This window comes from Aliiroseovarius sp. S2029 (genome assembly GCF_023195575.1).
In the GTDB taxonomy this organism is placed as follows: domain Bacteria; phylum Pseudomonadota; class Alphaproteobacteria; order Rhodobacterales; family Rhodobacteraceae; genus Aliiroseovarius; species Aliiroseovarius zhejiangensis.
Map to the genome: position 1 here is coordinate 220,738 of NZ_JALPQE010000001.1, position 25,725 is coordinate 246,462.

Consider the following 25,725-nt stretch of genomic DNA (forward strand, 5'->3'; position numbering starts at 1 on the left):
GATTATCATTCAAAATCATGTGCTTATGCAGTTGATAAGCCTCCGCACCAGAGCGAACGTGGTCTCACGAAAACGATGCAACTCACCTCGGAGCCGCCAAGATGACCCGCCTGAACCCCCAGACAACGCCCCGCCACCAACTGCGCGCCGAGAAGACTGCGCGGAACAAGGAAGCAGCGCTCAACGCCTTCATCGGCAAGAAGGCCGAGATCGACGAGGCGCTGGCCCGACTTCAAAGCCTCAGCGACAACCACTTCAACTGCCACCCCGACGAGGTGAATTGGGGCCATGTCGGCACGCTTGAGCATTTCGCAAGCCTCCTGAAGCGCATCACCGACAGCGCTTTCAGCGAAGGCGAACACGCAGAGTGAGCCCGATGAGCAGCACCCTTGCAGAGCGTTACAACCTCGAGGCCACCCGCCTGATGCCGCACATGGCGAGCGACCTTCAGGTCGACCCGGCCATCAACACCGCGAGCGAGATCGACGAGATCGTGTTTCGCCGAAGCGAATATCTGGGCGGCATGGCGGCCGTCCTGCTCGCCCTGATCGCGTTCGACGGCAGAGTCGCCGCCCGCCGCTCACGGCCCGCCAAACTGGCGGGCTTGCCTCGGTAGAGGCTCCGCATTCCGCGCGGCTCAAACCCGGAGGCACACATGACCAAACTCACCGACACCCAAGCCATCATTCTCAGCGCCGCAGCCCAACGCGACGGCCATATCGCCTTGCCGCTGCCCGACAGCCTGCGCGGCGGGGCCGCAGCCAAAGTAGTCATTGCGTTGCTCGCCAAGGGTTTCCTCGAAGAAGTCGAAGTTGACATGCGCAAGGATGAGCCCGTCTGGCGCGAGACCGGCGACGGCCACGGCGTCACGTTGATCGCCACCGGCGCAGGGCTCGCCGCCATCGGCGTTGAGACTGACAGCGCAGAAACCAAACCGACCGAGGGTGCAGCGCCCAAGACGCGCACCCAACGCGAGGGCACCAAGCAGGCAACGCTCATAGCCATGCTGCGCGCGCCGAACGGCGCAACCGTCGCAGAGATCATGGCGGCGACTGGATGGCAGTCACATACCGTACGTGGCGCGATGTCCGGTGCGCTCAAGAAAAAGCTCGGGCTCGAAGTGACCTCGGAGAAGGTCGAGGATCGGGGCCGCGTTTACAAATTGCCCGCCGCTTGACGCTCACGGTCCAACACACGGATGATCGCCGTCCCTCTGGGGCGGCGGTTTCATTGCGTCACAAAGAAACATTCCAGTATTCGAGCACTTTCTGAACTTCATCCCGCGGATAATGCGGGCCAGCAGATGCCAGATCCTTGCGAATGGCAGCCTTCCTGCGGTCCGCTGACGTCTTGATCCGAGCCGAGAACTTGGCCGTACCCAACGGGTGCGAATTTCGATCCTGTTTTGGCCAGCTGCCCGGATAGGCGTCCCATTCGGCCCATTCCTCGACCTGTCTTGCGATGTCCGCAACATCGTCGTGGTCGCAGGACCACCCATAGAGATGGAACGCACAAACACGAAGCATCATCTTCACTTCGGTCATTACGTCGGTGAACGCCTTCAATGGTGTCGGCAGCAAGACCATGTTCGCAACGCAGGAGAAGAAGCGTCGATCCTGAACCACCGCATTGCTGACCTGATAGGCAGCGTCATCAACGCCCCAGATATGGCAGCATGACCAATTTGGCCGCTCTGCAGCCCGTAATCCCAAAGCCAGTGTCAGCGCCTTGTTCGCGTGCGTGTTGCCTTCAGATTTGTGAATGCTAACGCCCGTCTGACGATTGCGGTTCATCTGTGGCTCGGACCAGTTTGCCTTGTAGAACAAGCCACGCCGCGCATGCTCCGGGTACCAGACGGGCAAATATTCGAATGTTTGGGGATCGACCCACCTCGCCGTGCGCTCGATCAGCCGCATTACATCGCTCAAGCTCAGCTCTTGCCGCAGAGCTTCTAGGCCATCTGGAAGCAACTCCTGATCAGTCTTTTCCCCGTCTGGTTTCTTCAACAAATCACTCTCGATCCGGTTTCGCTTTGGGCCGACAAAACCGGCGATTATTCAAAGGTGAGCTTTGTTAAACCATACGATCTTAATGAGTTAGCGACAACACAGAAGCAATACCGTTTGAATGCAGGCTATTGTGGACGCCTCTTTGCCGACGCAACACGAAGCGCCTCGAACACCCGCCGCAAGGCAAAGGACCGCGCTATCGATACCACGGTGAAGATCGCGCCCATTTTCAGGTTCTGCGCCAACGTCGTGTGCAGCCCGAAGATCGGGAAGATCAGGATCTGCGTGATGACCGCCACGCCATAGCCGACCATTACGTTGGCGACGGCCTCCACCAGCGACATGAGGCGCGACTGTTTCATCCCGTCACCTCATCCGTTGGCCAGCAAATGAGCAGCGAGAGTTCGGAGCGCATGCGCGGCAACCAGTGGGACCACGCCGTTGCCGCAGAGCCGAAGGCGGTCCACCCGGTGGGCCAGCCCATCAGCGCCTCGACGAATGCTGGGTTCAGCGTCCGGCGCGGCTCGGAGGTATCGCTCCCAGCCATCGGCGTCACCAGGACCTGGCGGCCAAGCAGGCCGTTGACCGGCGTGTTCGCCAAGCTCGTCGCCCCGTCCTTGTGATCGCGCGCCGTCGGCGTCATCCACATCTGGCTGGCGCTGGTCAGATCGGCCGATTTGCGATTGCCGGCGCTCGGCTTGTTGCCATCGGTCGCCATAGGCGTCGGCCAGTCCCGAGCCATGCCGTCCAGACCCTTCTCGTGTTTCCGGGCACCGCCCCGGCTGCGGAAACTGTCGGTCTGGGGCGTCGGCCACATCGCGGCCGAGGTCGCCAAGTTCATCCCGTGTTTTCCCGCCGATTGTGAGGGCGTCGGTTTCGTCTGCCGGTTCTCGTTGGCGCTGGCGCGGGGCGTCGGCCAGAGGCGCAGCATCTCCGTCCGGTTGCCGCCACTCGACCGGGTTCCAGAACAGGCGCGCGGGGTCGGCCAGTTGGTCTTGCTCGCGGTGCGCGAGGATGAAGAGCCGCTCCCGCTTGTGGGGCGCGCCGACTTCCGCCGCCGTGAAGAGGCCTGCCGCAAGGCGGTAGCCCATGCTGACCAATCCTCCGGCGACTTCGGGGAAACCGAGGCGGAGATGATGGGCGACATTCTCGAGGAAGACGAAAGGTGGTTCGACCTCGCCAATGATGCGCGCGACATGCGGCCAGAGGTGACGCGGGTCGTCCACCCCTCGGCGCTTGCCCGCGACAGAGAACGGCTGGCACGGATAGCCCGCAGTGACGATGTCCACCGCGCCGCGCCACGCGCGGCCGTCGAAGCTGGCAACGTCGTCCCAGACAGGCGCGCGATCCAGGGCCGTTTCTTCCATCCGCGCCACGAGAGTGGCTGCAGCGTAGGTTTCCCGTTCGACATGGCCCACAGCTCGATATCCGGGGATGGCGATGGTGAGCCCGAGGTCGAGCCCGCCTGCGCCTGAGCAGAGCGAGAGGCCGAACAGACATGCGTCTCCGGTTCCGGAAGCGCGCCCGGAGGGATGTAAAGCCAGGTCATGCATGTCACGCGGCGGATTTGGGTTTGCGGGCGGGTTCTGGGTCGGCGTCAGTGTCGGGCGCATCGGCGGGGGCGTCAGCATTGTCGCCCAGCCGCTCAGTCCTTACTTGCGCAAAAGTCCGGCCATCGCCGTCAAGGATCGCCTCGCGACCGGTGTCGGCCTGCCAGCGTTCGACGGCGACATCGACATAAGCCGGGCTGATTTCCATCGCGAAGACCCGTCGCCCATTGGCCTCGCCTGCTATGATCTGCGAGCCGGAGCCGCAGAACGGCTCGTAGCAAAGACCGCCGCGCGCCACATGCTGGCGCATCGGGATCCCGAACGCGTCGAGCGGTTTCGGCGTCGGATGGTCGGGCCGCTCATCCTTGGTGAAGCTCGGCAGCGCCCATGTCGATGGCAGCGTTTCCTCGGCGACCTTCGGCGGTCGGTTTGGGCGGCGCCAGCCCATGAAGCAGGGCTCGTGTTTCCAGAGGTAGTGCGACCGGGTCAGGACCCCGCGATCTTTCACCCAGATGATCTGTTGGTGCACGAAGGCTCCAGCCTTTTCCCAGCAGGCTTCCAGCATCGCCTGGCGGCGCGAGGCGTGCCAGCAATACCACGCGGCGTTCTCGGCGATGGCTTCCGCGACGGCGGCGGTGATGAAGCCGTCGTAGAGCTCGGCACCCTGAGAACTGTCGTCCCAAGTCGTGCCGTAGGACGCCGACCAGTCCTTGTTCCGCGTCGGGTGGTTCGAGCCGTCGTAGTCGACGAGGTATGGCGGGTCGGTCGCGAACAGGATCGCCCGCTCGCCATTCATCAGGCGACGCACATCGGTAGCGCTGGTGCTGTCCCCGCAGAGCAACCGGTGGTCGCCAAGGATCCAGAGGTCGCCCGTCCGCGACGCCGGATTGCGCGGCGGTTCGGGGATTGTCACCGGCGACACGGAGCCGCTAGCACCATCTTCGTCGCCGTCCCCCTCGGGCACGTAGGCCAGCAGCTTGTCCAGTTCACCATCGGAAAATCCGACCAGCGATAAGTCAAAATCTTCGCCCAGCAGGTCGTTCAGTTCCGCCGACAGCAGCGCTTCATCCCAGGTCCCGAGTTCCGTCAGCTTGTTGTCCGCGATCCGGTAGGCCCGACGCTGCGCCTCTGTCAAATGACACAGAACGATCACCGGCGCTTCGGTCAGCCCGAGCTGCGTGGCGGCCAGCACCCGGCCGTGGCCCGCGATCAACTCGCCGTCGTCGGCAACCAGGCACGGCACGGTCCAGCCGAATTCCGCCATGCTGGCAGCGATCTTGGCGACCTGATCCGCGCCATGCGTTTTCGCGTTCTTCGCGTAGGGCTGGAGCTTGGCCAGCGGCCAGGTCTCGATCGCGTCGGGGGCAAAGCTCAGCGTCATGATGTCGGTTCGCCTCAATGGGGTGGACCCCTGGACTCCGGACACCGGCAACCAGCCTGGACTCCGCAAAGGGTTCAGCGGCCGCCGGGCGAGTCCGGTTCCAAAGATTTGTTTTGTTGTGGTTTTCAGAAGATCGCGGGTGGATGCCCGCCGGGGTGGCTTCCCAAAAAACCGGCCCTGACGCTGGCGATATTGCGCGCTTCGCCCGCCAGCATACGAAAGTGGCCCAGAAGGAACCAAGAATTCAGTGGGTTAGCGGATTGGACCCCGGCTGGATCCCTTTCTGGACCCCGGGGTCCAGCGGCGCGGGCCGTCCCGCGCGCGCCCCTCCCGAGTATATCCCTTTTCTAACCCCCAGCCGGGCTTTCTGTCTCATCGAAAACTGTCCGGCGGACACTTTCCTAGTGGCTGCGGGCGCTTACGCGCCAGCGGCCAGTTCGATCACGTGGCGCTTCGACATGTTGCGGTTGAACCGTCGCCTGTTGAGGGTGAGCGCGATGACGGAAATTCCGAATTGCCAGTGCTGGTGGGCCGCAGAGCGCTGCAGACCGACCGCCCAGCAGATCTCCTTCCACCGTTCACCATGCGCCTTCATCCAGACGATCTTGCCATCGATGGGCTCAAGGCAGGCGGTCCAGGTCAGCGTCTCCTCCATCCGGCTAATCGCTTGCGGCGAGGGCAACACGCGCATGGGCTTCGGCTCCTGGCCCACCTTGTCGGCGAAGCTGTAGACCATCTCGGGCCAGGTGCTGAAGTAGCCTTGCCTGCGCGGTTCAGGCAGGCGCTTCAGAACGAAGGCGGCTTCGGCCAGCCGTTCCTCCACGAGGTCGGGTGTCCAGTCCGTCATTGTGACACCTCCCGATCTCGCGGGCACTGCCCGTACAGCTTCTCGCCGAGTTGCCGGACCAACTCCCGTTCCGGCCAGGTCAGGCGGTGATCGTCGATAGCCACGGCCAGCAGGCCTTGCTCCTGCCATCCATCCCGCTTCACATCGTCGGGGCAGCGGCGATGCCCGCCATAGCCCTTGGGCACAAACCTCATTCCGGTCATTGCATGCCCCCCTTGGTCTCCAGCGCCCAGAACAGGATCGCGATGGCGTCGGCCTCGTTATCGTCAGCCGGACTGAACCCACGCGCCCGGGCGGATGCGATCATGGCCTCCTTGTTGGCATTGCCCTTGCCGGTGGCGAAGCGCTTGATGGTGCCGACGGGAACGCCCTCGTATGGCACGCCGCGCATCTCGGCCCATGCGGTCAGGGTGGCCATCAGGCCCCCATAGACGTGGGCTGCGTCGGTGCCCGCGTGGCGGCGGACTTCCTCGAACCAGATGGCGGCGATGGGCCCGGACAGCCGGTCCAACTCGCCCATCCAGTTGCTGAAGCGCAGGTAGCGCATGCCGCCGCCGTCAAAGCGGCCGGGACGGAACGACACGGTGCCGCTGGTGATCAGCCCATCGGCGCCATGCAGGGCCCAGCCCGTTGTCGTGCCGAGATCGAGCGCCAGCAAGGTGCGGTCGGCGCGGAAGGCAGGCGGCAGATCGGGGATTGCCTCCTGCATTCGGGTGGTCAGAGTCGCTTCAGCCATCGTGGTCTCCTTTTCGGGTTGGCTGCGGGGGTGGAAGACGACGGCGGTCATGTGCTTGGCGGTACGGGCCGCCGTCGTCGGAACGGAATGTGCTGGGAGCGTCAGAGCCCGCGCGCGCGGATACCCCTCGACGTATGGGAGGAGAGGCCAAACCTGCCGGTTGGCCTCCCCATACGTAGTATGGGGGTTTCACACCTAACTCCTCGGATGCGGGTAAGAGTCTGATCTCAAACAGAAAAGCAGGATCCGCGAGGAGTGAGGGAGGAGTTTGCGCCCAAACTCCTCGCAGCGCACAAGTCATTGTTTTCATTGATCGAGGAGTTGGTGAGGACATAGGAGTCAGGCCTCACTCTTAGGAGTTGGGCCTGATTTGCCGCCGTCTTTGCCTGCCATCGGGTAGACCCAGACCGAAGGGTTTTCGACTTGCAGGCAGACCCCGGATTGCGGGCATTTGTAGTGGCTCGGGAGGACAGGACGGGAAATTTCCAAGACTTCGCCCGTCTCAGGATCGACCGATTGCTCGGGACCGAAATGCATACCCTCGACAGCCAGATAGCCGAACCGTGACCGCACCACCGGGTAGCCAAAGGCGGATCCGTTCCTCAGAAACTTCACGAAACCTTTCGTGGCGAGGACACTCAGGCGTTCCCTGATCGTGTATTTGCTGCCCAGACCGCCCTTGTTTTCGAACTTTTCGGCGAACTGCATTGTCGTATACAGACGGCCCTCAGCTGCTTCTTCGAACAAAATGCCGACAATGACATCGCGCTTTCGATCCCGTTCTGCGTCGTGTCTTGCGCCAACTTCCTGGCGGACCAACCGCTCATTTATCGGATTGATCTCGACCCACTGGCCGCCGACCTTGTCGATCACCTTTGGCGGCAGCGCGGGGCCATTGCGCAGCTCGATCTCCAGTTTTCGCTCCGACAAGTCCTCGTCCGGGCGATGCAGGATCAGGCCGGAGGTATAGAAGCCGCGCAGCGCGCTTGCGCCGGAGAGCGCAAGGAAGGGATCGTCCTTTACCTGCTGCTTGCTGAGCTTCTTGGTGTGATGGATCAGGATGACCCCGCAATCGGGGTCGATATGATCGCGAAGCACCTCCACCCGTTCCTTCAGGAAGAACATCATGGCGGTGTTGTCGTTTTCGCCACCGCCATCGGGCCCGCCGTCAAAGAGGTTCCGGATCGGGTCGGCGCAGAGGATGTCAGGCGGTGCCTCCGGGAACGCGGTTTGCACGGCGCGCGCGACCCGCACGCTGCCTTCGTTGTCGAGCAGCATCTTCAGCTTGGGGGTGGCGACGAAGGTGTCGCGCGCGGCCGCCATCACTTCTGGCGGCAGCGCAATCTGCTTCAGCCGCTCGCGCAGATAGTGATACTGGATCTCGGCCTGCAGATAGAAAATCCGCAACGGCCGTGGCGGCGTGAAGCCGAGGAACGGCACGCCTGCTGCCATGTGAACGAGCCAGGAAATCAGCAAGTCGCTCTTGCCCACTTTGGGCGCGCCGCCCAGCACCAGCAGTCCGCCAGGCGTCAGCACACGCGGCGCAATGATGTCCTCCGGCATCGGACTCGGGTCGTCCAGCAGCGCGCCCAGCGTGAAGGCGGGCATCTCCTGCGGCCCAGGTGCGCCGGAATTCAGTCGGATCAGCGGCGGTCCATATTTCTCGACATGCCGGTCCCAGAGCCGCTCGGACTCGCGCTTGAGCCGTTCGACCGGCCACTGGGGCCTCAGCATCGCGGCGTTGTAGCCGCAGATGCCTTCCCAGCCCTCATCTTTTGTCATCCGGCCCTCGTGGACCATGCGGATGAAATGCCCGATCGCAGCCGACGCCCCCTCGAAGCGGGACCAATCGTCCTGCGCCCCCTCACGCACCGGCGTAACCAGCACATCGTCCATGGCGGGCTTGTCGGGATGGGTGAACTCGGGCTGCAGCGATACGCCTGGTGCGGGCGGCATGTCGGTCACGGCCTCGATGAACTCGGCCAGATCGCGCTCGCGGTCGGCATTCAGCTCGACGATCCGCACCTGCGTCTTGAGGCTGTTCTTGTAATACACGCTGCCTGCCACCCGGATTGGCTGGTGGGCGGACCGGAAATGCATGTCGCCGCCGACCTTGGCGGCAATATCACCGCGCAGACGGCAGACACGTCGGATGTCGTCGCCCTCAGCGGGCTCGGTCAGCGCCCACCAAATATGGGCTTTCCGCTGGCCCTCCGGCGTCACGCCACCGCTTTCCACCACCATGGTCGGCGCGCCGAGGTGGCGCTCCAGATGGGCCCGCTTAGCGGCGATATCTCCTGTGTCGAGATCAACCACAACGGTCTGCATCTGGATGATCTCGGCGGCCTTGGCCTGACCGGGCGCGGCCACGGTGCCGGGGATCACATAGACCGCTGCGCCCTCCCGCGACGCCCATGTGGCGAAGGTCGCCATCTTTTCGGGCGCGGCCTGATCCGCCTCGAGCCAGATTTTGTGCGGGCGGCCATCGATGCCCTGACCCTTGTCGATAAAACTGCGGACCGGGATCAGCCCGTCGCAGTAGCCGAAGACGACCTGCATGAACTGGGCGATCTGCTCCGGATCAGGCTCGTCGCCGAAGACGTCGATCTGCGGGGCCGCGTCGTTGAAATCGCGCCACGGGTTGAAATGTACGACGTTTTTCGTCGGCATATCTGGAGTTGTGTCGTCGCGCATGGGTGTGTCCTGGTCGGGATCTGATGGATCGGTGGGCTCGTCGGTCATCTGGCCAGCCCCCAACACCGCTCGGCATGGGCGCAGAACCGGCATTCGAAGAAGTCACGGTTGGCGGCGATGCGGGGCAGCAGCTCGCCCGCGTCAGTGGCCTGCAGGATCCGCACGGCGCGGTCAGACATGCGCTGCGCGAGATCGGCATCGAAGGGGACGAGCTCATGGTGCAGCTCGGCCGTGTCCTTGTTGATCGCCGTAAACAGCGCAGGAGCCGTCGATATCCCCGGCACCGAAGGTTCCATGTAGGCCTGGTAGATCGCGATCTGAGCGGCATAGACGGGTTTGGAGACAGTCACCCCATCCTTGACGCAGGCGCGCCAGTTCTTCGCGTTCATCGTCTTGCATTCCCAGAGCGCCGGGGCGCGCAAACCAAGTGCTGCCGGGGCATCAGCGATGATCCCGTCGACATGGCCCCGGATGCGACCGCCCGCGACGGAGAAGCCGAACTGGCCGCCATCGCGTTTTTGGGTCACCAGATCGATCCCGGCCGCGCGCAGCCAGCGGATCGCCAGATCCTCGAGCTGGTGGCCGATCGCGAAGATCCGCAGGGTCTGCCCGCCGAAATCGGCACCCTCATCCTTCGGCGCACCGGCAAACTCGAACTGCAGCGCGCGTTCGCAAGCATGCCCGAGGCGGGACGCGCCGAGATAGGTCCGGGGTGGCGTGGCCTCGCGTTCGGCAATGAGGGCTGCGTCGACCAGTGTGTTGATCCGCTCGGCCACGGAGGGGCGTGGGTTGAAATCCAGCATCAGAACGGGATCTCCGACTGGGCAGCGATCTCGGCCATTTCGGCACGGAACGCCTCGACGGTGATCACGATCAGACGGTGCATGTCGTTCTGGGTCAGCTGGCCCAGCGGCCGGTCCCAGCCGATCCGCTCCATCTCGGGGCCGAGCGTGCGCATCACGGCGGGCAGCGCCTGCGTTTCCTCTTCTGTAAAATCGACCATGCTCAATCCTTTCCGAGCTTTGAGTGTGAAAGCCGCCTGGCAGCCCATTGAGCAGAACCAGCGGCGGGTACGGTGCGGGCGCGGCCGGTGGGGATCGAACCAGCCTAAGCCACGGGTGCGGGACATGCAGACTGCGCAGAGCGTGCCGCGCGGATGCCAGAGGCGGTCAAAGCCCGGGCAATCCGAAGCCGGTTCGGCCGGGGATCGGATTTGCGCGACATGGCTCACGCGGCCCTTCCAAGGGACGGGGCGGCCCGTGCAACCAGCTGGCGGATTTCGCGCTTGTTGAATTTGAAGGTCATCAGCGCCGAGGCGCGATAACGGGTGAGGCCATAGTCGCTGCGAAATTCCGTCGGCAGGTATTGCAGCTGCTTCTCGGTCGCGGCCTGTTTCAACCAGCTCTTGGATTTGAAGGCGCTCTCATCGGTTTCATGGGTGTTCAGCCAATCATCGGCCTGAGCGAGGCAGATCGCACGTTCACCCACACCAAGCAGCCGGGACGCTTGCCCCTTGCCGCCGCCGACAGCGTGCCAGCGGCCCTCGAGGAAGAATATCCCGCCCCATGCGTTGAACCCGTTGGCCATCAGGGCCGCATCGTCGCCGAAGAGGTCGACCCATGCGAAACTGGAGCGTTTCAGCAGGTCGATCTCGGACATGATGAAACGGTCGATCGGTGCGGAACCCTCCCGCGACAGGTCAGTGCCGCAGAATGGGCATTCAGTGACGGCGAGCGGGACCTGTGCCTCGCATTCAGGGCAGGTCTTGCTCGGGGCTGGCCCGGGCACCGGTTCGCGACCGTCCAGGTCGACGTCCTGTTCCAGCGTTCCGTGCGTCAGGCTCGACGTCCCGAAATCCAGCACGATGCAGTCGGTCTTGACGACGCCCGGGTATTCCTTCGGATCGACCGTGCGCAGACCACGGCCGATCATCTGGATCATGGTGGATTTGTAGGAAGAGGGTCGCAGCAACAAGACGCAGGATGTGGGCGGGTGGTCCCAACCTTCCGTGAGCACGGCAACGTTGACGATCACCCGGATCTCGCCGGAAGCATACGCGGCCAGGATCCTGCGCCGGATCGCCCCGTCCAAGTCGCCATGGACGACGGCCGCCGCGATGTCTGCGTCATTGAACGCCGCGGCAACGTTCTCGGCATGGGCAACGGTGGAGCAGAAGACAACCGTTGGCCGGTCGCTGGCTTTCTCCCGCCAGTGCCGGATCACCTCGTCGGTGACCGGGGCGCGGTTCATGATGTCCGCCACCTCGGTCATGTCGAAATCCGCGCTGGTCTTGCGGACCGACCGCAGTTCGTCCTGCACGCCGACGTCGACAATAAAGGTGCGGGGCGGTACGAGATGGCCTGATGCGATCAACTCGCCCAGCCGGACCTGGTCGCCCACATTGTCGAAAATCTCGCGCAGACCTTTGCGATCGCCCCGGTTCGGCGTGGCGGTGACGCCGAAGATCCGGCAGTCGGGATTGGCGCTGCGCGCGTGGTCGATGATCCGGCGATAGCTGTCGGCGACCGCGTGGTGCGCTTCGTCGATCACCAGCAGATCAAGAGCGGGCATTGCGGCCAGATTGCCGGGACGCGTCAGCGTTGGCACCATGGCGAAGGTCGCCTGACCGGCCCAGTCCTTGCTCCCGGCATCGACCACCGAAGTGGTAATCTCAGGCGCGACTCGGCCGAACTTGGTGCGGTTTTGCGATGTGAGCTCGTCGCGATGGGCGAGAATGCAGGCCTTGGCCTTGCTGCCCTCAATGGAGCCCGCGACCACTGCGGAGAGCGCGATTGTCTTGCCGAAGCCGGTCGAGGCGATGCTGAGCGTGTTGCCGTGATCGCAGAGCGCAGCGAGGCTGCGCTCCACGAAGAGGCTCTGGCGCGGACGAAGGCGCATGGCACAGCCCCTTACTGCGCCCATGCCGGGCGACCCGGCACAGGTGCGGTGGCAGGTTGCGGCGCAGGTGCGGTATTGTGGGCTGGCGGCTGTTGGCCAGGCGACGGTGCCGCGCCCATGACCTGCGCATAATCGCGATGGTCAGGCGTGACTGCGCTGCGGATCTCGTTCTTGTCATCGCCGCTGGCATCGGTGCCGATGTCGATACGCGCGATGAACTCGATCCCGTCCAGATCGGAAAAGCCGTTAATCCGCCGCGCGGCCTGCGCTTCCGCCGACATGTCCTTGTCGGAAATCCCGCGCGCCGAGTTCAGCATGCCGCGCACCAGGCTGCGGCCCATATTGGTCCAGTCTGGCCCCTTGGGACTGTAGAGCCCGATCAGCGTGAAGATCTTGCGGCGGGCATATTGCCCCTCGGTCACGGTGAACTCGCCATTGAGATAGACAGCACCGGTGGAGCCGCGCGTGGCGTAGCCGCCGGTCCAGCCCTGCGAGGCATCATCGAAACCGCCGGGACGGATGGTCAGGCGCACCTTGGCCAGCGTGCCTTTCGGGATCAGGTTGGTATTGCTCTGCGCGTCGTTGAAATCGTTCCAGGAACCCATGGGGAACCTCCTTCTGTGTTCAGGATTGCGGTTGGGATTGGTCGGCCACCGCCGGATCGGCAGGCGGCGGGGCGTATGTCAGCCGGTCGGTCGCCGGGGCCGCAGGCGTCCGGATCTTCGCCATCAAGCGACCGAGATGGGGTTCTTCGACTTGAGCCAGGCGGCCGGAGCGATCCTTGGCCGGGAAGCCCCAGGGGTTGATCGTCTGGCAGACAAAGGCGCGATACGGATCGCCGCCGTCGGCCTTCAGCTCCGCCATGGCGATCACCTCATCGACGATCCCCGGCAGCTCGAGCCCGGTCTTGGACCCGTCGATTTGCGGCTGGAACACCTTGCGATTGAAATCGTCGAGCTTCTCGTCGAGAATTCCGACAAACCAGACATTCTTGGCCCGCGTGTGCTGGAGATGGGTCAGCCAGCCGATCATCTCGCGGCCGTGCAGCCCGTAGGCCCCGCGCACGTCCGGCTTGCCGGTTTTTTCAGAAAGCGCCTCGGGCTGGCCCTTGCACCACCCGAAGCACAGCCGACCCGCCACAGTGATCGAGTCAACGAAGATGGTGTCGTAGCGGTCCAATGCGGCAGGATCGCCGAAGCGTTCGCAGACCGCCTTGTAATGGGCCGAACTATAGGACTGCTCATCTCGCAAAGCCGGGTTGGGCCCACCGATGAACACCGCGAAATCCCGGCATTCCGTCCAGGTCCGCGGCCTGATGCTGTCACCGGACCAGCCCTCGATGGCGAGATCACCGGCCTCCTGATCCATGAACAGCGTACGTTCGGCATCGAGGGTCCAGAGCAGCGAGGTCTTCCCGATGCCGGATTTCCCGAAGATGCAGCCCTTGATGCCGCGCGGCTCGGCCAGTCGCTGGTCGGCGCTGATGATGGGGAGGCTCACTGGTCAGCCCCCTGCGCGAGGATCTCGACCTTCAGCGTGCCGGGCCGGACAGTCCGCGCTGGCTCGAAGCCTTGCCGGATGGCCTCGGGCCAGGCCGCGTATTTGCGCTCTGGCACCTTGAAGTAGAGATCGACATATTCGGCGGGGTCGTCGCCTGCATCGCGGATCCGCGCGACCATGTCGGCAAGTCGGTCCTGATCCCAATCCACCCGCTTCGGCAGATCAGCGACCACAGTGAAATCGCCATCATCAAAGCGGACCGTGCCGGTGTCTTTGCCCGAAACCTGCCGTTCCTCGGCGGCCCGGGTAGCATAGCGGACGGCCAGTCCGGCATCGAAGCGTGTCTTGGCGGCTTTGTCGCGCTTCAGACGCTCGTCGATCTCGCGCTGCAGGATTGCCAGCAACTCAACCGGCAGTGCTGCGATTTCGGCTGCGCTGAGGGACGGCAGATCCTCGGGCGTGGGGGCGTTCTCGGGGAATGGCATGAAATGGTCTCCGTGATCGGTGAAAAAGGATTGGAAGGCAGGCATCAGGCGGCCTCGAGCAGGCGGACCGACAAGGCGGTACCGCTGGATCGGGGTCTGGGCCGGGCGATGGCGATGTAGGCGAAGTGGTCGGGGCCGATCCGCGCCTGGACGAGATGGACAAGGTTCTGCTCGGCCGCGCGCAGGGCCGCGGCCGCGAGCTGGCGCAATGCGCGTTGACGGTCGGCAGGGAGTTTCGACAGAACGGCTGTGGCATCGACTGCCAGAAACCCGCGGTGATAGATCAGCGTCTCGCCGGGCTCGGCCTGAGCAATCCATGCGCAGAGCCCGACCTCGTCCAGACTTGTAGCAGCGCAGAACGGCACCACCCGGTCGGCTGCGAAATCATCGAGCCGGACCATCATGCGGCACCGACATGGGCATTCGCGCCGGTGCTGTGGCGCAGTTGGTCCTGCTTGAATGCGGTGATATCCTCCATGCGGTAAACCACACGGCCGCCCAGCTTCATGAACTGTGGGCCTTCACCGGCCCACCGCCACCGCTCTAGCGTGCGGTGCGAGATGTTCCACCGCCGGGCCAGTTCTTTCTGATTGAGGTGTTTGAGCTGCATCTTTGTCTCCTGTCGCTCGCTGCGTTGGGAGGAAGATGCGAAATCCTGCTGTGGGATGTCGTCAGGATCGAAGTGGGATGCGGAGGGGGATCAGTTTGAGCCTTGCAACTCAGCGGCGACTGCCGTGGCGGGGGATGGTGATCCCACTCTCATCCCCCGGCGCATCCCACTGTGGAGCCGGAGGGACACGCGTGCCGGAACGGGATGGGTCGGAATCAGCCGCAGTTCAGACGATAGTTGCCGCGACCGTTCGATTCGATCAGCGACCGCCACTGCTTCTGGGATTTGAACACGTCGGACATCTTCAGGCTCTTGGAGCCCGCAGCCGACAGGATCGCCTTGCCACTCTGCCAGGCCTCGCCACGGCGCGCAGCCTCATGCAGCGCACGGACAACCTGCGCCTGGATCGGGCCAAGGCGGAACTGGTGCCCGCCGCAACGCACTTCGTGATAGTCAGGTGACGCGCTAAAAATTGGCAGTTGCGGTCCAGTCTCCGCGCCGGAAAACCCTGTCTCGGTTTCGAAACGGTCACGTTCCTCGCGCCTTAGCAGCAGATCTCCGATCATGACGAAGATCGGCTCAGCTTCGCCATAGAGCGCTGCATAGGACGCGCGCGGCGTCCGGAAATCGCTGATATGGATCTCGCTGCACCGGAAAAGTTGGAAGACGTCCTGCGCATAGAGATCCAGCAGTCCGCTATAGCGGCTCTGCTCCCACGGAACGCGGAACCGCTCCCCGTTGCCGGTTTCCTCGTAATCACCCAGCTCAAGCGGAATGCCGAAGACGCGCACCGACAGCCGCAGCTTGTCGTTCTCCGCCAGATAGATCAGGTCGGCCTCGGAGATGGACCAGCGATCAAGGATTTCCGGCAGAGTAAAATACGCCTTCTCGATCTCCATCTGACCCCCGATTCCTGCCATTGAGTGTTTATGGTTTGTTCTAAATCCTTGACGCCCTCCGATCAATCCTGTTTTATCCTATTTGATCCACAGCCCTCTGGGGAAAACATGACCGAGCATCACACGCTCTCTGACCGACTCCGCGCTCGCGCTCAGCAACTCGGGCTCAGCCCCGCTCATGTTGCAGAGATGGCCGGGGTCAATCGCTCCTTCGTCTACGACATCCTGCGCGGCCGTTCTGCGCGCCCCGGCATCGACAAGCTGGCAGAGGTTGCCCGCGTGCTGAAAGTCGAGCGAGAATGGCTGATCCACGGCATCGGCGAGGTCGAGGGCGAGCCGCCCTTCATCGAGAACCCCGACGAAACATTCGTGGCGATCGCACATGCCAGCCCGCGACCCTCGATGGGTGGCGGCGCGGTGGTGACCGAGGATCACGATACCCCCGGCCGCGCCTACCATTTCCGCCGCTCTTGGATAAAGGGCAGCCTCAAGGCCAGCCCGTCGCAGCTGCGCATCATGCACGTCGAAGGCGACAGCATGGCGCCGACGCTGCTCGACGGCGACACCGTGCTGGTCGACATGACCCGCCGCGCTCCGAACCCGCCCGGGATCTTCGTTTTGGATGACGGCATGGGGTTGGTGGCAAAGCGGCTCGAGCACGTCCCGAACAGCGATCCGCCCGCCGTGCGTGTGATCTCGGACAACAGTTTCTACAGCCCCTATGAGCGCAGCGCCGAAGAAATCCACATTGTCGGCCGCATCCGCTGGTTCGCGCGGGAGATTTGAGATGATCGAAGTCCGCCAGATCGACGATGCAAACCCCGCGCTGGCGCATTCGCCGATGGTGCGGGCGCTGGAAAAGACCTTCGCTTACATGGCTGAACATGGCGGGATCGGGCTGACGCCATCGAAGGCCTTCAAGCGGGTGTTCGTGCACTGGGCAGCGCGTGAGTTCCACTGGCCCGGCTATACCGAGGAAGACCTCTTCGCCATCAACAAGGTGCTGAACGAGATCGACTTTGGGCCGCTGATGGATCTGCACGACGTGATGATCGCGTTGAAGATCGGACGGCACTACAAGGGGCAGTTCAAACTGACCAAGGCTGGCCAGGAATTGGTCGGGCATCCCGGTCGGATCTTCGGCATCGTCACACCCTTCTACCTGTTCGAGGTCAACCACGCCCGCTTCTCGCGCTTCGACGACGAGCCGGTCGTGGGCAACTGGGACGTATTCTTGAACGTGCTAAACGTCGAGACCGAGGACGGCGCGACCGGGGCTGACCTGCGTCAAGTGTTGTACGGAGAACCCCAGCACGGCTTCGACGATGTGCTAAGCAGGCTCTAAATCGAGGTGCTTCGCCCCCTTTGCTGGACAGGTTTGCTGCAAGAAACCCGTGCCAAGGGGCTGCTTCGGACAAGGGAGAGCACATTCACCAAAACGCCGCTGTGGAGAGCGGCGCTGCGGCTGGAGACGGATAGGGTCGTGAGAAGGGCAACGAGACATTGACGGCGAAGCAGGACCTGACGTTCACTATTGTACGCGGTCACGCACCCTCGGGGCTCCGTGGTCTAGACACTTTCGGGGTGGGACGAATGCTGATATCCAACGATAAAGAGCGATTGTTTGCGACCAAGCGATGGTTGTGTTCGGAGGCAATACAAGACGTGAAACCCTGGTTGAGATGAATAAAGCCGGAATTAATCCAGAGATACTTGTTTGGGCAAGACTTTCTGCTGGCTTCTCTGAGGAGGAGGCTGCCCAAAAGCTTGGCCTTAAAGACACCGCAAAGCAATCTGCTATCGAAAAATTGGAACTTCTCGAGACTGGTGAAAAGCAACCTACGCGCAGTCAACTTGCAAAGATCGCAACCGCTTATAGCCGACCATTGCTTACCTTTTACTTGAACGCTCCTCCCGCAGAAGGGCGCAAAGGAGAAGATTTCAGACAGACCGCGAGCAGTATTTCCAAGCGCGAAAATGCTATGTTGGATGTCCTGCGGCGGGATGTTCGAGCGCGTCAAGAAATGGTTCGCAGTATTATTGAAGATGATGACGAGCCAGTGGAACGCAGATTTGTTGGCTCTGCAAGGATTGCACAGGGCGTCAGCAACACGGTGCAATCGATGGCGCAGACGCTCGAATTTAATCATACTGATGTGACAGTGCGCCGAGGTGATCCAGCCACACTTTTTAGATTGTTGCGGACAAAGGCGGAAAGCTCTGGCGTGTTTGTTTTGATGCTCGGAGACTTGGGCTCCTGGCATTCTGCAATTCCAGCCGAAGTTTTTCGCGGCTTCGCGATTTCCGACCCGCTTGCCCCATTCGTTGTCTTAAATACCAACGATGCTGTAGCCGCCAGATCCTTCACACTCATCCACGAATTGGCACACCTGTGGTTAGGGCAGAGCGGCGTGAGCGGAGCGCCCTCGATAGATACTCCCTCTAACTCCCACGCGCAGATCGAACAGTTCTGTAATGATGTGGCAGGTGAATTCCTCTTACCCGATGAACTATTCTGGAATGGCGTACAGCGCTTTGAGCCTACCAACTTAGCTGCTGCTGGAACAGCAATTGCCACCATAGCTCAACGATGGTCTGTCAGTGAACCCATGGTTGCGTATCGGCTTCGTCGAAGAAATGAAATTTCTAGCGACGTATACCAATCCCTTTACAGTCAATATCTAGCGCGCTGGCAAGCAGCAAAGGCCAAGGAAAAAGCCGAACGCAAAGACGAAGTGAAACTCCCTGATCTTACAAAAAAGAAATTTCGCCTCGGCTCTGGCCTCTTGGAGTTTGTACACAGAACAGTGCGCGACAACGGCATGACCTACACCAAGGCCGCGAAAGTGCTCGGAACGAAGCCTGGGGCTGTAGAGCCACTTCTCAAGAAATTTGAAAGCAGTAATGGATCGTTCTTCTCGGCCACTGAGGGGCGTATTTGATTTATCTTTTCGATGCCAACACTCTGATTCAAGCTAAGAACGAGTATTACCCGCTCGAGCACATACCCCAATTTTGGGATTGGGTGGTTGAGCAAGGCAATGCGGGCCAAATTAAGATACCGTTCGAGGTGTTCGATGAAATTGCAGCTTTCTCGGACGACCTATCTGACTGGATAAAGGACAATGAGGTGAAATCAGCTTTGCTCTTGGATGAGGCTGTTGACCCATCACTGCTCCAGCAGGTCATGGAAATCGGATACCAATCAGCAGATCCACTTTTTACGGAGACGGATATTGAGAAAATTGGTCGCGACGCTTTTTTGATCGCTTACGCATCCGTCAGTAAACAGCGCGTCGTAGTAACAAAAGAGGTTTCAAAGCCTAGCAAGCAAAGGGGTAACAGAAAGATCCCTGATGTATGCGATGACCTTGGAGTTGTTTGGACGCGCGATTTTGAAGTCTATCGTGCTCTAGGTTTCAGCTTGGCCGGAAAGTAAGGCCTCTTTCCCTTAATACCAACACTGATCGTTTGAACAAACCGAAACGAATGACATACTTTCCACCGCCGCAGGTTGGGCTTGCCGTGTACTATCCAGCTCCCACGATTGCGCTGCGCTACGACAACCCATTGTTTTAACTTGAAATCCCATCCGCATCGCGGCCACCACAGGACAAAATAGCTCCTGAGGTTCGCCCGCCATGCCCGATACCGACGTCAATTTCGCCCCTCCGCCCGAAACGCTAACCACCGATGAGCGTTTGGCAGAACTCGCCCAGATCCTCGCCACAGCCGTGGATCGCACCAACCCGCCGAAAATAAACGAGAATTCTGCGAACGACGGAGACAGTTCGCTGGACATCCTCGCCCTTGTTCGCCGTCGTCGGCACCAGTTGCGTACCTGAGTTGGAGAGGACGAATGACGAAAACCAAAACGAAATCAGTGGAAAAGAGAATAGGCATTGGCGCTGCGCCGAACCACGCTGTCTTGGCGGACCTGGTCGCGCTGAAGGCGATGACCGTGCCGGAGCTGCGCGAGAAATGGGCGGCGATCTTTGATGCGCCTGCGCCAAATACAAGCCGCCAGAATCTCGAGCTGCGGCTGGGGTACCGGATCCAGGAACTGGCCCTTGGCGGCATTGGCCGCGACACCAGGCGGACGCTGGATGCGCTGGCGGCGGAGGTGGCTTCCGGCGAGCCCGGTCAGGTGATGACCGACCCACGACGTCCTTTGCCGGGCACCAAGCTGGTCCGTGAATGGAACGGCGTCGAGCACACTGTCACGGTGCTGACGAAGGGCTTCGAGTGGCAAGGTCGTCGGTACAAATCGCTTTCTGGCGCGGCGCGGGCCATCACCGGCGCGAATTGGAATGGCTGGAAATTCTTCGGCTTCACCCCACGCCCGAGGATCAGCAAATGACACGCCAACCACAGCCACAACCGCCCCGCCGCCTGCGCTGCGCCATCTACACCCGCAAGTCGAGCGAGGAAGGGCTCGACATGGAGTTCAACAGCCTCGACGCCCAACGAGAGGCGTGTGAGGCCTATATCGCCAGCCAGAAGGCCGAGGGTTGGGTCTGCCTACGCGACCGCTACGATGACGGCGGATTCTCCGGCGGGACCCTCGAAAGGCCCGCGCTGAAGGACCTGATCGCCGACATCGAGGACGGGCTGATCGACATCGTCGTGGTCTACAAGATCGACCGTTTGTCGCGCGCGCTGATGGATTTCTCAAAGCTGGTCGAGATCTTCGACAAGCACGGCGTCACCTTCGTTTCCGTCACGCAGTCCTTCAACACCACCACGTCCATGGGGCGGCTGACACTGAACATCCTGCTCAGCTTCGCCCAGTTCGAGCGCGAGGTGATCGGCGAGCGGATCCGCGACAAGGTCGCCGCATCCCGCAAGAAGGGCATCTGGATGGGTGGGCCGGTGCCGCTCGGCTACAACGTGAAAGATCGCAAGCTGATTGTGGACCCGGCCGAGGCCGAGACGGTGCGGACGATCTTCACGCTCTATGCCCGGTCCAGTTCCACGGCGCAGGTGGTCCACGAGTTGGACGCACGCGCGATCCTGACCAAGACCGGCAGGCCTTACGACAAGACTTCGCTGCTCAAGACTTTGCACAACAAGGTCTATCGTGGCCTCGCGGTCCACAAGGGCAACGCCTATCCCGGCGAGCACGACGCGATCATCGACGAGATGCTTTGGGACGAGGTGCATGAGGTGATCGCGAACAACCGGTATCTTAGGAAGGCCGTGGCTCAGGAACCCTCACCGGCGCTGCTGCGCGGGTTGATCTTCACCGAGACCGGCGTGGCAATGACTCCGCATCACACCAAGAAAGGCACGCGCCGCTATCGCTACTATGTCTCGATGGACGTGATCAAGAAACGCCCCAAGGCAGAGCTTCGCGGGCCGCAGCGGTTGCCGGGTGGCATGGTCGAGGATGCCGTGGTCGGCGAAATCCGTCGCCTGCTGCGCACGCCGGAGGTTGCCGCGCGGGTGTCGCGGACCCTGCGCAAGGATCGGCCAGACCTTGGCGAGGCGGACATCAGCGTCTCGCTGACCCAATTCGACGACATGTGGAAGGCGCTGATCCCGGCGGAACAGGCGCGCGTGGTCCGGCTCTTGGTGGCGCGGGTCACCGCCAGCGACGCCGGTCTGGCGGTCGATCTCCGACATGAGGGCTTGGGTGCGATTGCCGCGTTGATGGCACCGGCCAAGCCGGAGGTGGCGTGATGGCAGAGCCGGAAACCCTCCGCGTCCACATTCCGCTCACCCTGCGCAATCGCGGCGGCCGTCCGCGCATCCTGCCGCCCAAGGAGATAGAGGTGGCCATGGATCGCGGCCAGGACGCCCGCCTGCTGCGCGCCATCGGCCGGGCGTGGGACTGGCGGCGCAGGCTTGAGCGCGGCGACGTCACCACCATCGCCGATCTCGCCAGAGAGGAAGGTATCTCCGACCGCTATGTCAGCCGCGTGATCCGGCTGGCATGGCTCTCGCCCTCCGTTCTGGAGCGGCTGGTCCTGCGGCGCGAGCCCACGGTGCTGTCGATCTTCGACCTCTGTGGCGTGGCGGAGCTGCCGTGGGCCGAGCAGCCGGGACGGGTGTTTGACTGAACAGATATCGACAGGTTTCACTTCCCAATATGAATGCTTCCCAACTACTCTGATGACAACTCTGAATTTTGGAAGCGTCAGAAAATGTTGGACGAAATTGATTTAGGCCCCGGCTTTCCAGAATGGACCGAACTCGGGCAGGAAACCGGCCTCGACCCTTTGGGGATGCAGAGGCCCATCGAACTCGTTTATCAGTCGCTATTGCCTGGCATCAGCACGATCACGTTGCGCCTCAGATACTATTCCTTTTTCGCGTGGCTATTGGAGGCTTACGCAAAGACGTCGGGCGTTACGAATGAATATGAGGCATTCCGCCGTTTTCAACGCCGAGCGGAGGCTCTCTTTGCTCTGACTTGCGCACGCGGTGAGGTTGAGCTTGGCGTAGCTGGTATTGAATGGGCAAACCGACAGCTTGGTTTGGTTGATCCAGAGAACGCGGATGCGCTGGTCGATTTCAGAACTGGCGCTGACCCAGAATCGGACGCGAACCTTCGCTATCTTCGCAACAAGGGTGGCGCTTTTGGCGGTATCTACGCCAGCCAAATGCGTGAGATGGGGCTCGTGAAGATGGACGATCCTAAACTGCCTGTTCCGTTCTGCAAGGACGCCGCACTACCTCTGGCTGATGCTTTCCAACAAGCTATCGGAGATCTGGCCGATGTATTTCTGGAAACGGTTGCGGCCGGTGAAGTGACTCTCTCCACACTCGACCGCCTCGCACCAATCAAGCCAACCAACATCAATTCTGGAAGCCCGGAACAGCGTGAACTCGCAGCTATCCTCTTCGGGCGGCACGCATCAGCGGCAGAAAGCGACCAGACCAGAAGTCAAACCCTCAAGATGTTGCTGCGCCTAGCCGCCCAGCGTGGACGGCCCCCAAAATCCGAGGAATCGAAGTGGGACTGGTTTGGCGTCACCACCGGAGTGGATGAAGGGATGGATTCGTCCGAACTTCAACCCGTATGGGCGCTGTACCAGGCCAGTGACCTATTTCGGTTGGCGTACGAAACGTTGCTTTTTTCGGGTCTACGCATCCTGACCAATGCCCCGCCCAACAGCATGTCCCTCGACGGCGTGATTGAGGGTGTGACGGATATGGCAGGCCTCCCAGGCAACCAATCTTTGCAAGAGTGGATCCATGAGCAGATCGATGTTTCCGATCTTGAAAATCACGCGAAGACCGCAGCACACGCGATGCAGGAAACGCTGACCGCCGCAGATGATGAGCAAGCAGTTAGGTCGGCGTGGTCACTGATCGCGGCGCTGTCCTTGAAAGGTAAACAGCTCGACCGTTCCGTTCTTGAGTGGCTCGGTAGTGCCGAGCATTTTCAATCTCTGGTAAGCGAGATGAAATTCATAGAATCGCGGCATGATTTGCCCGTCCAGACAGCTCTCGCCGAACTTCTGAGGGAACGCATTTTTCGCCGACATCTTTGGGTCGCTTCTCGAAAATTCCGCAATCAGAAGGCTTATACTTTCCTCTTCGAGCCGGACGACGGTGCGCTTCGTTTCCGTGACTTTTTTCGGGTCTCACCGAGTAGTCCTCGGATCGACCAGGCTGTACAGTTCCTCCGCGATGTCAAACTCCTCGATGATCGCGGCGTGACTCCGCTTGGCCTCGAGGAGCTTGAGCGCCGATGAAGTATTACGATGTCTTTGGCGAGGCGGGGTTCCATTCGGCGTTCATGACAACCTATGCGTTTTCCGCGCAAGCCTTCGAGGATGTGCCTTTCCCGAAACTGAGAGGCGCTGGCTGCTGGAACATCGCTATATTAGCGGACAAAGCGATGCTGAATATGAGCTTTGCCGAATACGGAGCGCCGAGATACGCCGGAGCGCTGTATCATCTCGCTAAGGTGTCAGTAGGTGGCGCTTTTCATCCCAAGATGACCCTGCTGGTCGGTCCTGAGAAAGGACGTCTGCTGATTGGATCCGCAAACTTGACCGCTCTCGGGCTGGCAGGAAACAAAGAGCTGGTTGCAGATGTCAGGTACACAGCCGATGACAGGGACAAGGCACCTCTCTTCGGCGAGGCGCTTAACTACCTTCGAAGCCACATTCCACCGGAGGATCCCTGGTTTGGCGACGCTCTGAGTCGCGCCTTTCGGTATTCGCCATGGCTTCGGGAGGCCGCGGAAATCGAAACCCCCGGCGATCAATCGGATATCCGCCTTCTCGCCGACAAATCGGACCAGACGTTCCTCGACCAGATCAAGGCCGCAGTAGCCGGTGATGAAATTGAGCGGCTGGTTGTGCTATCGCCTTATTGGGATGCTAAGCTCGAAGGCCTTATGCGCCTGCGTGAAGTCCTTGGAATGCCGCCCACGGATATACTGATCGACCCGCTGGCCGCGCAGTTTCCCGCGTCGATGTTGGATGGCGCTGCGGTGGAACTCTTTGATCTGAGGGACGAACGGTCCTCTCGGTTCGTCCATGCCAAAGCCTTCATCGCCTGCGGCAAAAAATGGGACCACGTGATTTCAGGCAGCATGAACTGCTCCCTTCCGGCTCTGCTGGGACCGACTATCCCAAGGGGAAACGCTGAACTGGGCCTATACAAACGCGTAGAGCCCGGCATGGCCCTGCGCGCTTTGAAACTTGACGGGTATCGGCAGACCCCACTGGATTGGGCGGATATTCTCCCGCGGCTAATCGCAACCAACATCAATGATGGCTCACAGGCACGCGATGGTGGCGCGTTCACCTTGCAGGGACATCGACTAAACTGGACGCCGACTGCTCCAGCCTCGGCTCGCGCCTTGTCACTGCAGCTATACGATCGAGACGGCGTGGAGTTAGGTGACCCAATTCAGATCGACGCATCGTCTCGGTTTGAATGGGACCTTCCCAATCCAGACCTGCGCCCTCGAACGGCAAGGGTTCAATTTGAGGGTGGACTTTCAGTACCGACCATCATTGTCGATCTTGACGCGCTTCTGATCCGAACCTTGCCTCCGCACCGGGGCAAGAAGCGTAAGATCGCAGATTTCCTTTCGGAGACGACCTACGAAGACCTGTTCCTGCTCCAGGCCATCAACGAGTTGGAAATGCTTGATATTGGAGAACAACCGGTCTCTGCGGAGCATGTCGGCAGAACAGTGGTCGAAGCCAGTGGAAGCGATGAGCAACCCGAACTCCGGGTGCTGTCCTATGAAGCTTTTGTCCGGGCTCGTAGCCGAGCAAAGGCCGAGGACAGCCGCAATGCCTTCTTTTTAGCAAAGCGCCAGGATGGGGCCGCCGATCTCGTAAGCATGTGCTTGAACAGACTAATCGGCCTCATGGCGAGCGATTTGTCGAGCGAGGATGAGGATGATCTTCGGCGACAGTCAGAAATTGACCTCCGAAATACCGAGCCTTCATCCGAAGGCGACGACGAACCGGAAACTGCTCAGCTTGCAAAGGCCGCCCAAGAAAAAGCAGCGAGACAGCGCGTGAAGGCGACAGCAAAGAAGATCGAGGAAGCTGTAAAAGCCTTTGAGGTGCGTAGCAAAGACTTGGCCGGACAACGCATCACCACCACAGAGCTTGTGCGGTTGAGAACCTTGCTGCAAATCATTCTGGCATATGCTCAGCCTGCAGGAGGTAACGACAGCGATCTTCACGTCCTGCCAATCAGTGGAAAAAACGGCGACTGGCCGCGTTTGGTTGGGCGTCTGCTCAACCAGCATTTCAAGGCGATGCGTGCTCTTCATTCCCTCGACGTCGAAGCGGACGAAAGCGAATACCACCGCGTCTTAGAATACCTAGCCTTCGCGAGGTATGCTGCGCAGATTGCCGTTGCTGGCGCTCGATCAACTGGACCGGGCAATCCCATCTTGAAGCCACTCGATCAGCTGGCGAAAGACGTTGAGACCCAAGTTCGTGCGGTGATTTCGCTGCAAGAGGATGACACTCAAGCGATCGGCGAAATCAATGACCGGCTGAATGAGCGCTTCACGGTCAGACTGGCGCTCGATCCCATTCCTCATCCATAGGCACCCCAAACGCCGCCCGGGTTTTCGCGGCGTTCCTGAGCAATGCGCCTACCGCGTGTTCGATCTCCGTTGGCATGGAT

The 25,725-nt window shown here is 61.3% G+C and carries 30 protein-coding genes and 1 pseudogene; 13 read left to right on the forward strand and 18 right to left on the reverse strand.

Translation table 11 applies throughout. The annotated features are described in order from the left end of the window. Positions 1-101 precede the first annotated feature (101 nt). Genes MUY21_RS01125 through MUY21_RS01135 form a run of 3 tightly spaced genes read left to right on the forward strand, consistent with a single transcriptional unit; the run spans position 102 to position 1,177 of the window. Positions 102-371 (forward strand): hypothetical protein, encoded by a 270-nt coding sequence (locus MUY21_RS01125; protein WP_248408581.1) that lies wholly within the window; start codon positions 102-104, stop codon positions 369-371. Positions 372-376: 5 nt separating this feature from the next. Further along, the gene (locus MUY21_RS01130) at positions 377-616 is read left to right on the forward strand and encodes a hypothetical protein (RefSeq protein WP_248408582.1); all 240 of its coding nucleotides are present in this window, start codon (positions 377-379) and stop codon (positions 614-616) included. A 39-nt stretch (positions 617-655) separates the two neighbouring features. Beyond that, a complete protein-coding gene (locus MUY21_RS01135; RefSeq protein WP_248408583.1) occupies positions 656-1,177 on the forward strand; it encodes a DUF3489 domain-containing protein in 522 nt (173 codons plus the stop codon). Between the two features lie 58 nt (positions 1,178-1,235). Here the strand turns inward: MUY21_RS01135 and MUY21_RS01140 are convergent, their stop codons facing one another. The 18 genes and pseudogenes from MUY21_RS01140 to MUY21_RS01225 form a co-directional block, all read right to left on the reverse strand. Continuing rightward, a complete protein-coding gene (locus MUY21_RS01140) occupies positions 1,236-1,928 on the reverse strand; it encodes a hypothetical protein (protein ID WP_248408584.1) in 693 nt (230 codons plus the stop codon). Between the two features lie 206 nt (positions 1,929-2,134). Then, positions 2,135-2,371 carry a hypothetical protein gene (locus tag MUY21_RS01145; RefSeq protein WP_248408585.1) on the reverse strand — a complete coding sequence of 79 codons (237 nt, stop codon included), beginning with the start codon at positions 2,369-2,371 and terminating at the stop codon, positions 2,135-2,137. Continuing rightward, entirely contained in the window at positions 2,368-2,727 is a 360-nt protein-coding gene (locus tag MUY21_RS01150; RefSeq protein ID WP_248409193.1) for a hypothetical protein, read from the reverse strand. Before MUY21_RS01150 ends, MUY21_RS01145 begins: the two co-directional genes overlap by 4 nt. Before the next feature lie 328 nt (positions 2,728-3,055). Continuing rightward, positions 3,056-3,640, reverse strand: a pseudogene (locus tag MUY21_RS01155) (DNA cytosine methyltransferase); the annotation flags it as partial. Then, entirely contained in the window at positions 3,564-4,940 is a 1,377-nt protein-coding gene (locus MUY21_RS01160; RefSeq protein ID WP_248408586.1) for a DNA methyltransferase, read from the reverse strand. The pseudogene MUY21_RS01155 and the gene MUY21_RS01160, both read right to left, overlap by 77 nt. Before the next feature lie 418 nt (positions 4,941-5,358). Further along, entirely contained in the window at positions 5,359-5,787 is a 429-nt protein-coding gene (locus MUY21_RS01165; RefSeq protein ID WP_248408587.1) for a DUF6362 family protein, read from the reverse strand. Then, the gene (locus MUY21_RS01170; RefSeq protein WP_248409164.1) at positions 5,784-5,981 is read right to left on the reverse strand and encodes a hypothetical protein; all 198 of its coding nucleotides are present in this window, start codon (positions 5,979-5,981) and stop codon (positions 5,784-5,786) included. Before MUY21_RS01170 ends, MUY21_RS01165 begins: the two co-directional genes overlap by 4 nt. A gap of 5 nt (positions 5,982-5,986) precedes the next feature. Further along, positions 5,987-6,496, reverse strand: coding sequence for a hypothetical protein (locus MUY21_RS01175; RefSeq protein ID WP_248409165.1), 510 nt, complete (start codon positions 6,494-6,496; stop codon positions 5,987-5,989). A 366-nt stretch (positions 6,497-6,862) separates the two neighbouring features. Further along, positions 6,863-9,265 (reverse strand): AAA family ATPase, encoded by a 2,403-nt coding sequence (locus MUY21_RS01180; protein WP_248408588.1) that lies wholly within the window; start codon positions 9,263-9,265, stop codon positions 6,863-6,865. Beyond that, positions 9,262-10,020 carry a hypothetical protein gene (locus MUY21_RS01185; RefSeq protein WP_248408589.1) on the reverse strand — a complete coding sequence of 253 codons (759 nt, stop codon included), beginning with the start codon at positions 10,018-10,020 and terminating at the stop codon, positions 9,262-9,264. Before MUY21_RS01185 ends, MUY21_RS01180 begins: the two co-directional genes overlap by 4 nt. Then, entirely contained in the window at positions 10,020-10,220 is a 201-nt protein-coding gene (locus MUY21_RS01190; RefSeq protein ID WP_248408590.1) for a DUF6511 domain-containing protein, read from the reverse strand. Before MUY21_RS01190 ends, MUY21_RS01185 begins: the two co-directional genes overlap by 1 nt. A gap of 224 nt (positions 10,221-10,444) precedes the next feature. Next, positions 10,445-12,115, reverse strand: coding sequence for a DEAD/DEAH box helicase (locus MUY21_RS01195; RefSeq protein WP_248408591.1), 1,671 nt, complete (start codon positions 12,113-12,115; stop codon positions 10,445-10,447). Positions 12,116-12,126: 11 nt separating this feature from the next. After that, positions 12,127-12,720, reverse strand: a complete 594-nt coding sequence (locus MUY21_RS01200) for a hypothetical protein (protein ID WP_248408592.1) — start codon at positions 12,718-12,720, stop codon at positions 12,127-12,129. A 19-nt stretch (positions 12,721-12,739) separates the two neighbouring features. Then, positions 12,740-13,615, reverse strand: coding sequence for an ATP-binding protein (locus tag MUY21_RS01205; protein ID WP_248408593.1), 876 nt, complete (start codon positions 13,613-13,615; stop codon positions 12,740-12,742). Beyond that, complete coding sequence (locus MUY21_RS01210) at positions 13,612-14,100, reverse strand: hypothetical protein (protein WP_248408594.1); 489 nt, start codon at positions 14,098-14,100, stop codon at positions 13,612-13,614. Before MUY21_RS01210 ends, MUY21_RS01205 begins: the two co-directional genes overlap by 4 nt. 44 nt (positions 14,101-14,144) lie before the next feature. Continuing rightward, positions 14,145-14,501 (reverse strand): hypothetical protein, encoded by a 357-nt coding sequence (locus MUY21_RS01215; protein WP_248408595.1) that lies wholly within the window; start codon positions 14,499-14,501, stop codon positions 14,145-14,147. Next, on the reverse strand, positions 14,501-14,710 hold the full coding sequence (locus tag MUY21_RS01220; RefSeq protein WP_248408596.1) for a helix-turn-helix domain-containing protein: 210 nt from the start codon (positions 14,708-14,710) through the stop codon (positions 14,501-14,503). Before MUY21_RS01220 ends, MUY21_RS01215 begins: the two co-directional genes overlap by 1 nt. A 215-nt stretch (positions 14,711-14,925) precedes the next feature. Further along, a complete protein-coding gene (locus MUY21_RS01225; RefSeq protein ID WP_248408597.1) occupies positions 14,926-15,609 on the reverse strand; it encodes a hypothetical protein in 684 nt (227 codons plus the stop codon). 108 nt (positions 15,610-15,717) lie between these two features. Between MUY21_RS01225 and MUY21_RS01230 the strand changes: the two genes are divergently transcribed. The 10 genes from MUY21_RS01230 (at position 15,718) to MUY21_RS01275 (ending at position 25,645) form a co-directional block, all read left to right on the forward strand. Beyond that, positions 15,718-16,395: a S24 family peptidase gene (locus tag MUY21_RS01230; protein ID WP_248408598.1), complete on the forward strand. Its 678-nt coding sequence runs from the start codon at positions 15,718-15,720 to the stop codon at positions 16,393-16,395. A 1-nt stretch (position 16,396) separates the two neighbouring features. Next, on the forward strand, positions 16,397-16,954 hold the full coding sequence (locus tag MUY21_RS01235) for a hypothetical protein (RefSeq protein ID WP_248408599.1): 558 nt from the start codon (positions 16,397-16,399) through the stop codon (positions 16,952-16,954). Positions 16,955-17,246: 292 nt separating this feature from the next. Beyond that, a complete protein-coding gene (locus MUY21_RS01240) occupies positions 17,247-18,551 on the forward strand; it encodes an XRE family transcriptional regulator (protein WP_248408600.1) in 1,305 nt (434 codons plus the stop codon). Continuing rightward, positions 18,548-19,048: a DUF4411 family protein gene (locus tag MUY21_RS01245; RefSeq protein ID WP_248408601.1), complete on the forward strand. Its 501-nt coding sequence runs from the start codon at positions 18,548-18,550 to the stop codon at positions 19,046-19,048. Before MUY21_RS01240 ends, MUY21_RS01245 begins: the two co-directional genes overlap by 4 nt. A gap of 202 nt (positions 19,049-19,250) precedes the next feature. Then, on the forward strand, positions 19,251-19,454 hold the full coding sequence (locus tag MUY21_RS01250; protein WP_248408602.1) for a hypothetical protein: 204 nt from the start codon (positions 19,251-19,253) through the stop codon (positions 19,452-19,454). Between the two features lie 14 nt (positions 19,455-19,468). Then, positions 19,469-19,969, forward strand: a complete 501-nt coding sequence (locus tag MUY21_RS01255; RefSeq protein WP_282568901.1) for a DUF2924 domain-containing protein — start codon at positions 19,469-19,471, stop codon at positions 19,967-19,969. Then, entirely contained in the window at positions 19,966-21,291 is a 1,326-nt protein-coding gene (locus MUY21_RS01260) for a recombinase family protein (RefSeq protein WP_248408603.1), read from the forward strand. The genes MUY21_RS01255 and MUY21_RS01260 overlap by 4 nt, the downstream gene beginning before the upstream one ends. Next, on the forward strand, positions 21,291-21,671 hold the full coding sequence (locus MUY21_RS01265) for a hypothetical protein (protein WP_248408604.1): 381 nt from the start codon (positions 21,291-21,293) through the stop codon (positions 21,669-21,671). Before MUY21_RS01260 ends, MUY21_RS01265 begins: the two co-directional genes overlap by 1 nt. 84 nt (positions 21,672-21,755) lie before the next feature. Continuing rightward, positions 21,756-23,312, forward strand: coding sequence for a hypothetical protein (locus MUY21_RS01270; protein ID WP_248408605.1), 1,557 nt, complete (start codon positions 21,756-21,758; stop codon positions 23,310-23,312). Further along, positions 23,309-25,645, forward strand: coding sequence for a hypothetical protein (locus MUY21_RS01275; protein ID WP_248408606.1), 2,337 nt, complete (start codon positions 23,309-23,311; stop codon positions 25,643-25,645). Before MUY21_RS01270 ends, MUY21_RS01275 begins: the two co-directional genes overlap by 4 nt. Positions 25,646-25,725: the final 80 nt, after the last annotated feature.

Bases quoted from the DNA above. Each gene is read 5' to 3' on its own strand.
- MUY21_RS01125 (WP_248408581.1), top strand. From the start codon at position 102: ATGACCCGCCTGAACCCCCAGACAACGCCCCGCCACCAACTGCGCGCC.
- MUY21_RS01130 (WP_248408582.1), top strand. From the start codon at position 377: ATGAGCAGCACCCTTGCAGAGCGTTACAACCTCGAGGCCACCCGCCTG.
- MUY21_RS01135 (WP_248408583.1), top strand. From the start codon at position 656: ATGACCAAACTCACCGACACCCAAGCCATCATTCTCAGCGCCGCAGCC.
- MUY21_RS01145 (WP_248408585.1), bottom strand. From the start codon at position 2,371: ATGAAACAGTCGCGCCTCATGTCGCTGGTGGAGGCCGTCGCCAACGTA.
- MUY21_RS01150 (WP_248409193.1), bottom strand. From the start codon at position 2,727: ATGGCGACCGATGGCAACAAGCCGAGCGCCGGCAATCGCAAATCGGCC.
- MUY21_RS01160 (WP_248408586.1), bottom strand. From the start codon at position 4,940: ATGACGCTGAGCTTTGCCCCCGACGCGATCGAGACCTGGCCGCTGGCC.
- MUY21_RS01165 (WP_248408587.1), bottom strand. From the start codon at position 5,787: ATGACGGACTGGACACCCGACCTCGTGGAGGAACGGCTGGCCGAAGCC.
- MUY21_RS01170 (WP_248409164.1), bottom strand. From the start codon at position 5,981: ATGAGGTTTGTGCCCAAGGGCTATGGCGGGCATCGCCGCTGCCCCGAC.
- MUY21_RS01175 (WP_248409165.1), bottom strand. From the start codon at position 6,496: ATGCAGGAGGCAATCCCCGATCTGCCGCCTGCCTTCCGCGCCGACCGC.
- MUY21_RS01180 (WP_248408588.1), bottom strand. From the start codon at position 9,265: ATGACCGACGAGCCCACCGATCCATCAGATCCCGACCAGGACACACCC.
- MUY21_RS01185 (WP_248408589.1), bottom strand. From the start codon at position 10,020: ATGCTGGATTTCAACCCACGCCCCTCCGTGGCCGAGCGGATCAACACA.
- MUY21_RS01190 (WP_248408590.1), bottom strand. From the start codon at position 10,220: ATGGTCGATTTTACAGAAGAGGAAACGCAGGCGCTGCCCGCCGTGATG.
- MUY21_RS01195 (WP_248408591.1), bottom strand. From the start codon at position 12,115: ATGCGCCTTCGTCCGCGCCAGAGCCTCTTCGTGGAGCGCAGCCTCGCT.
- MUY21_RS01200 (WP_248408592.1), bottom strand. From the start codon at position 12,720: ATGGGTTCCTGGAACGATTTCAACGACGCGCAGAGCAATACCAACCTG.
- MUY21_RS01210 (WP_248408594.1), bottom strand. From the start codon at position 14,100: ATGCCATTCCCCGAGAACGCCCCCACGCCCGAGGATCTGCCGTCCCTC.
- MUY21_RS01215 (WP_248408595.1), bottom strand. From the start codon at position 14,501: ATGGTCCGGCTCGATGATTTCGCAGCCGACCGGGTGGTGCCGTTCTGC.
- MUY21_RS01220 (WP_248408596.1), bottom strand. From the start codon at position 14,710: ATGCAGCTCAAACACCTCAATCAGAAAGAACTGGCCCGGCGGTGGAAC.
- MUY21_RS01225 (WP_248408597.1), bottom strand. From the start codon at position 15,609: ATGGAGATCGAGAAGGCGTATTTTACTCTGCCGGAAATCCTTGATCGC.
- MUY21_RS01230 (WP_248408598.1), top strand. From the start codon at position 15,718: ATGACCGAGCATCACACGCTCTCTGACCGACTCCGCGCTCGCGCTCAG.
- MUY21_RS01235 (WP_248408599.1), top strand. From the start codon at position 16,397: ATGATCGAAGTCCGCCAGATCGACGATGCAAACCCCGCGCTGGCGCAT.
- MUY21_RS01240 (WP_248408600.1), top strand. From the start codon at position 17,247: ATGGTTGTGTTCGGAGGCAATACAAGACGTGAAACCCTGGTTGAGATG.
- MUY21_RS01250 (WP_248408602.1), top strand. From the start codon at position 19,251: ATGCCCGATACCGACGTCAATTTCGCCCCTCCGCCCGAAACGCTAACC.
- MUY21_RS01255 (WP_282568901.1), top strand. From the start codon at position 19,469: ATGACGAAAACCAAAACGAAATCAGTGGAAAAGAGAATAGGCATTGGC.
- MUY21_RS01260 (WP_248408603.1), top strand. From the start codon at position 19,966: ATGACACGCCAACCACAGCCACAACCGCCCCGCCGCCTGCGCTGCGCC.
- MUY21_RS01265 (WP_248408604.1), top strand. From the start codon at position 21,291: ATGGCAGAGCCGGAAACCCTCCGCGTCCACATTCCGCTCACCCTGCGC.
- MUY21_RS01270 (WP_248408605.1), top strand. From the start codon at position 21,756: ATGTTGGACGAAATTGATTTAGGCCCCGGCTTTCCAGAATGGACCGAA.
- MUY21_RS01275 (WP_248408606.1), top strand. From the start codon at position 23,309: ATGAAGTATTACGATGTCTTTGGCGAGGCGGGGTTCCATTCGGCGTTC.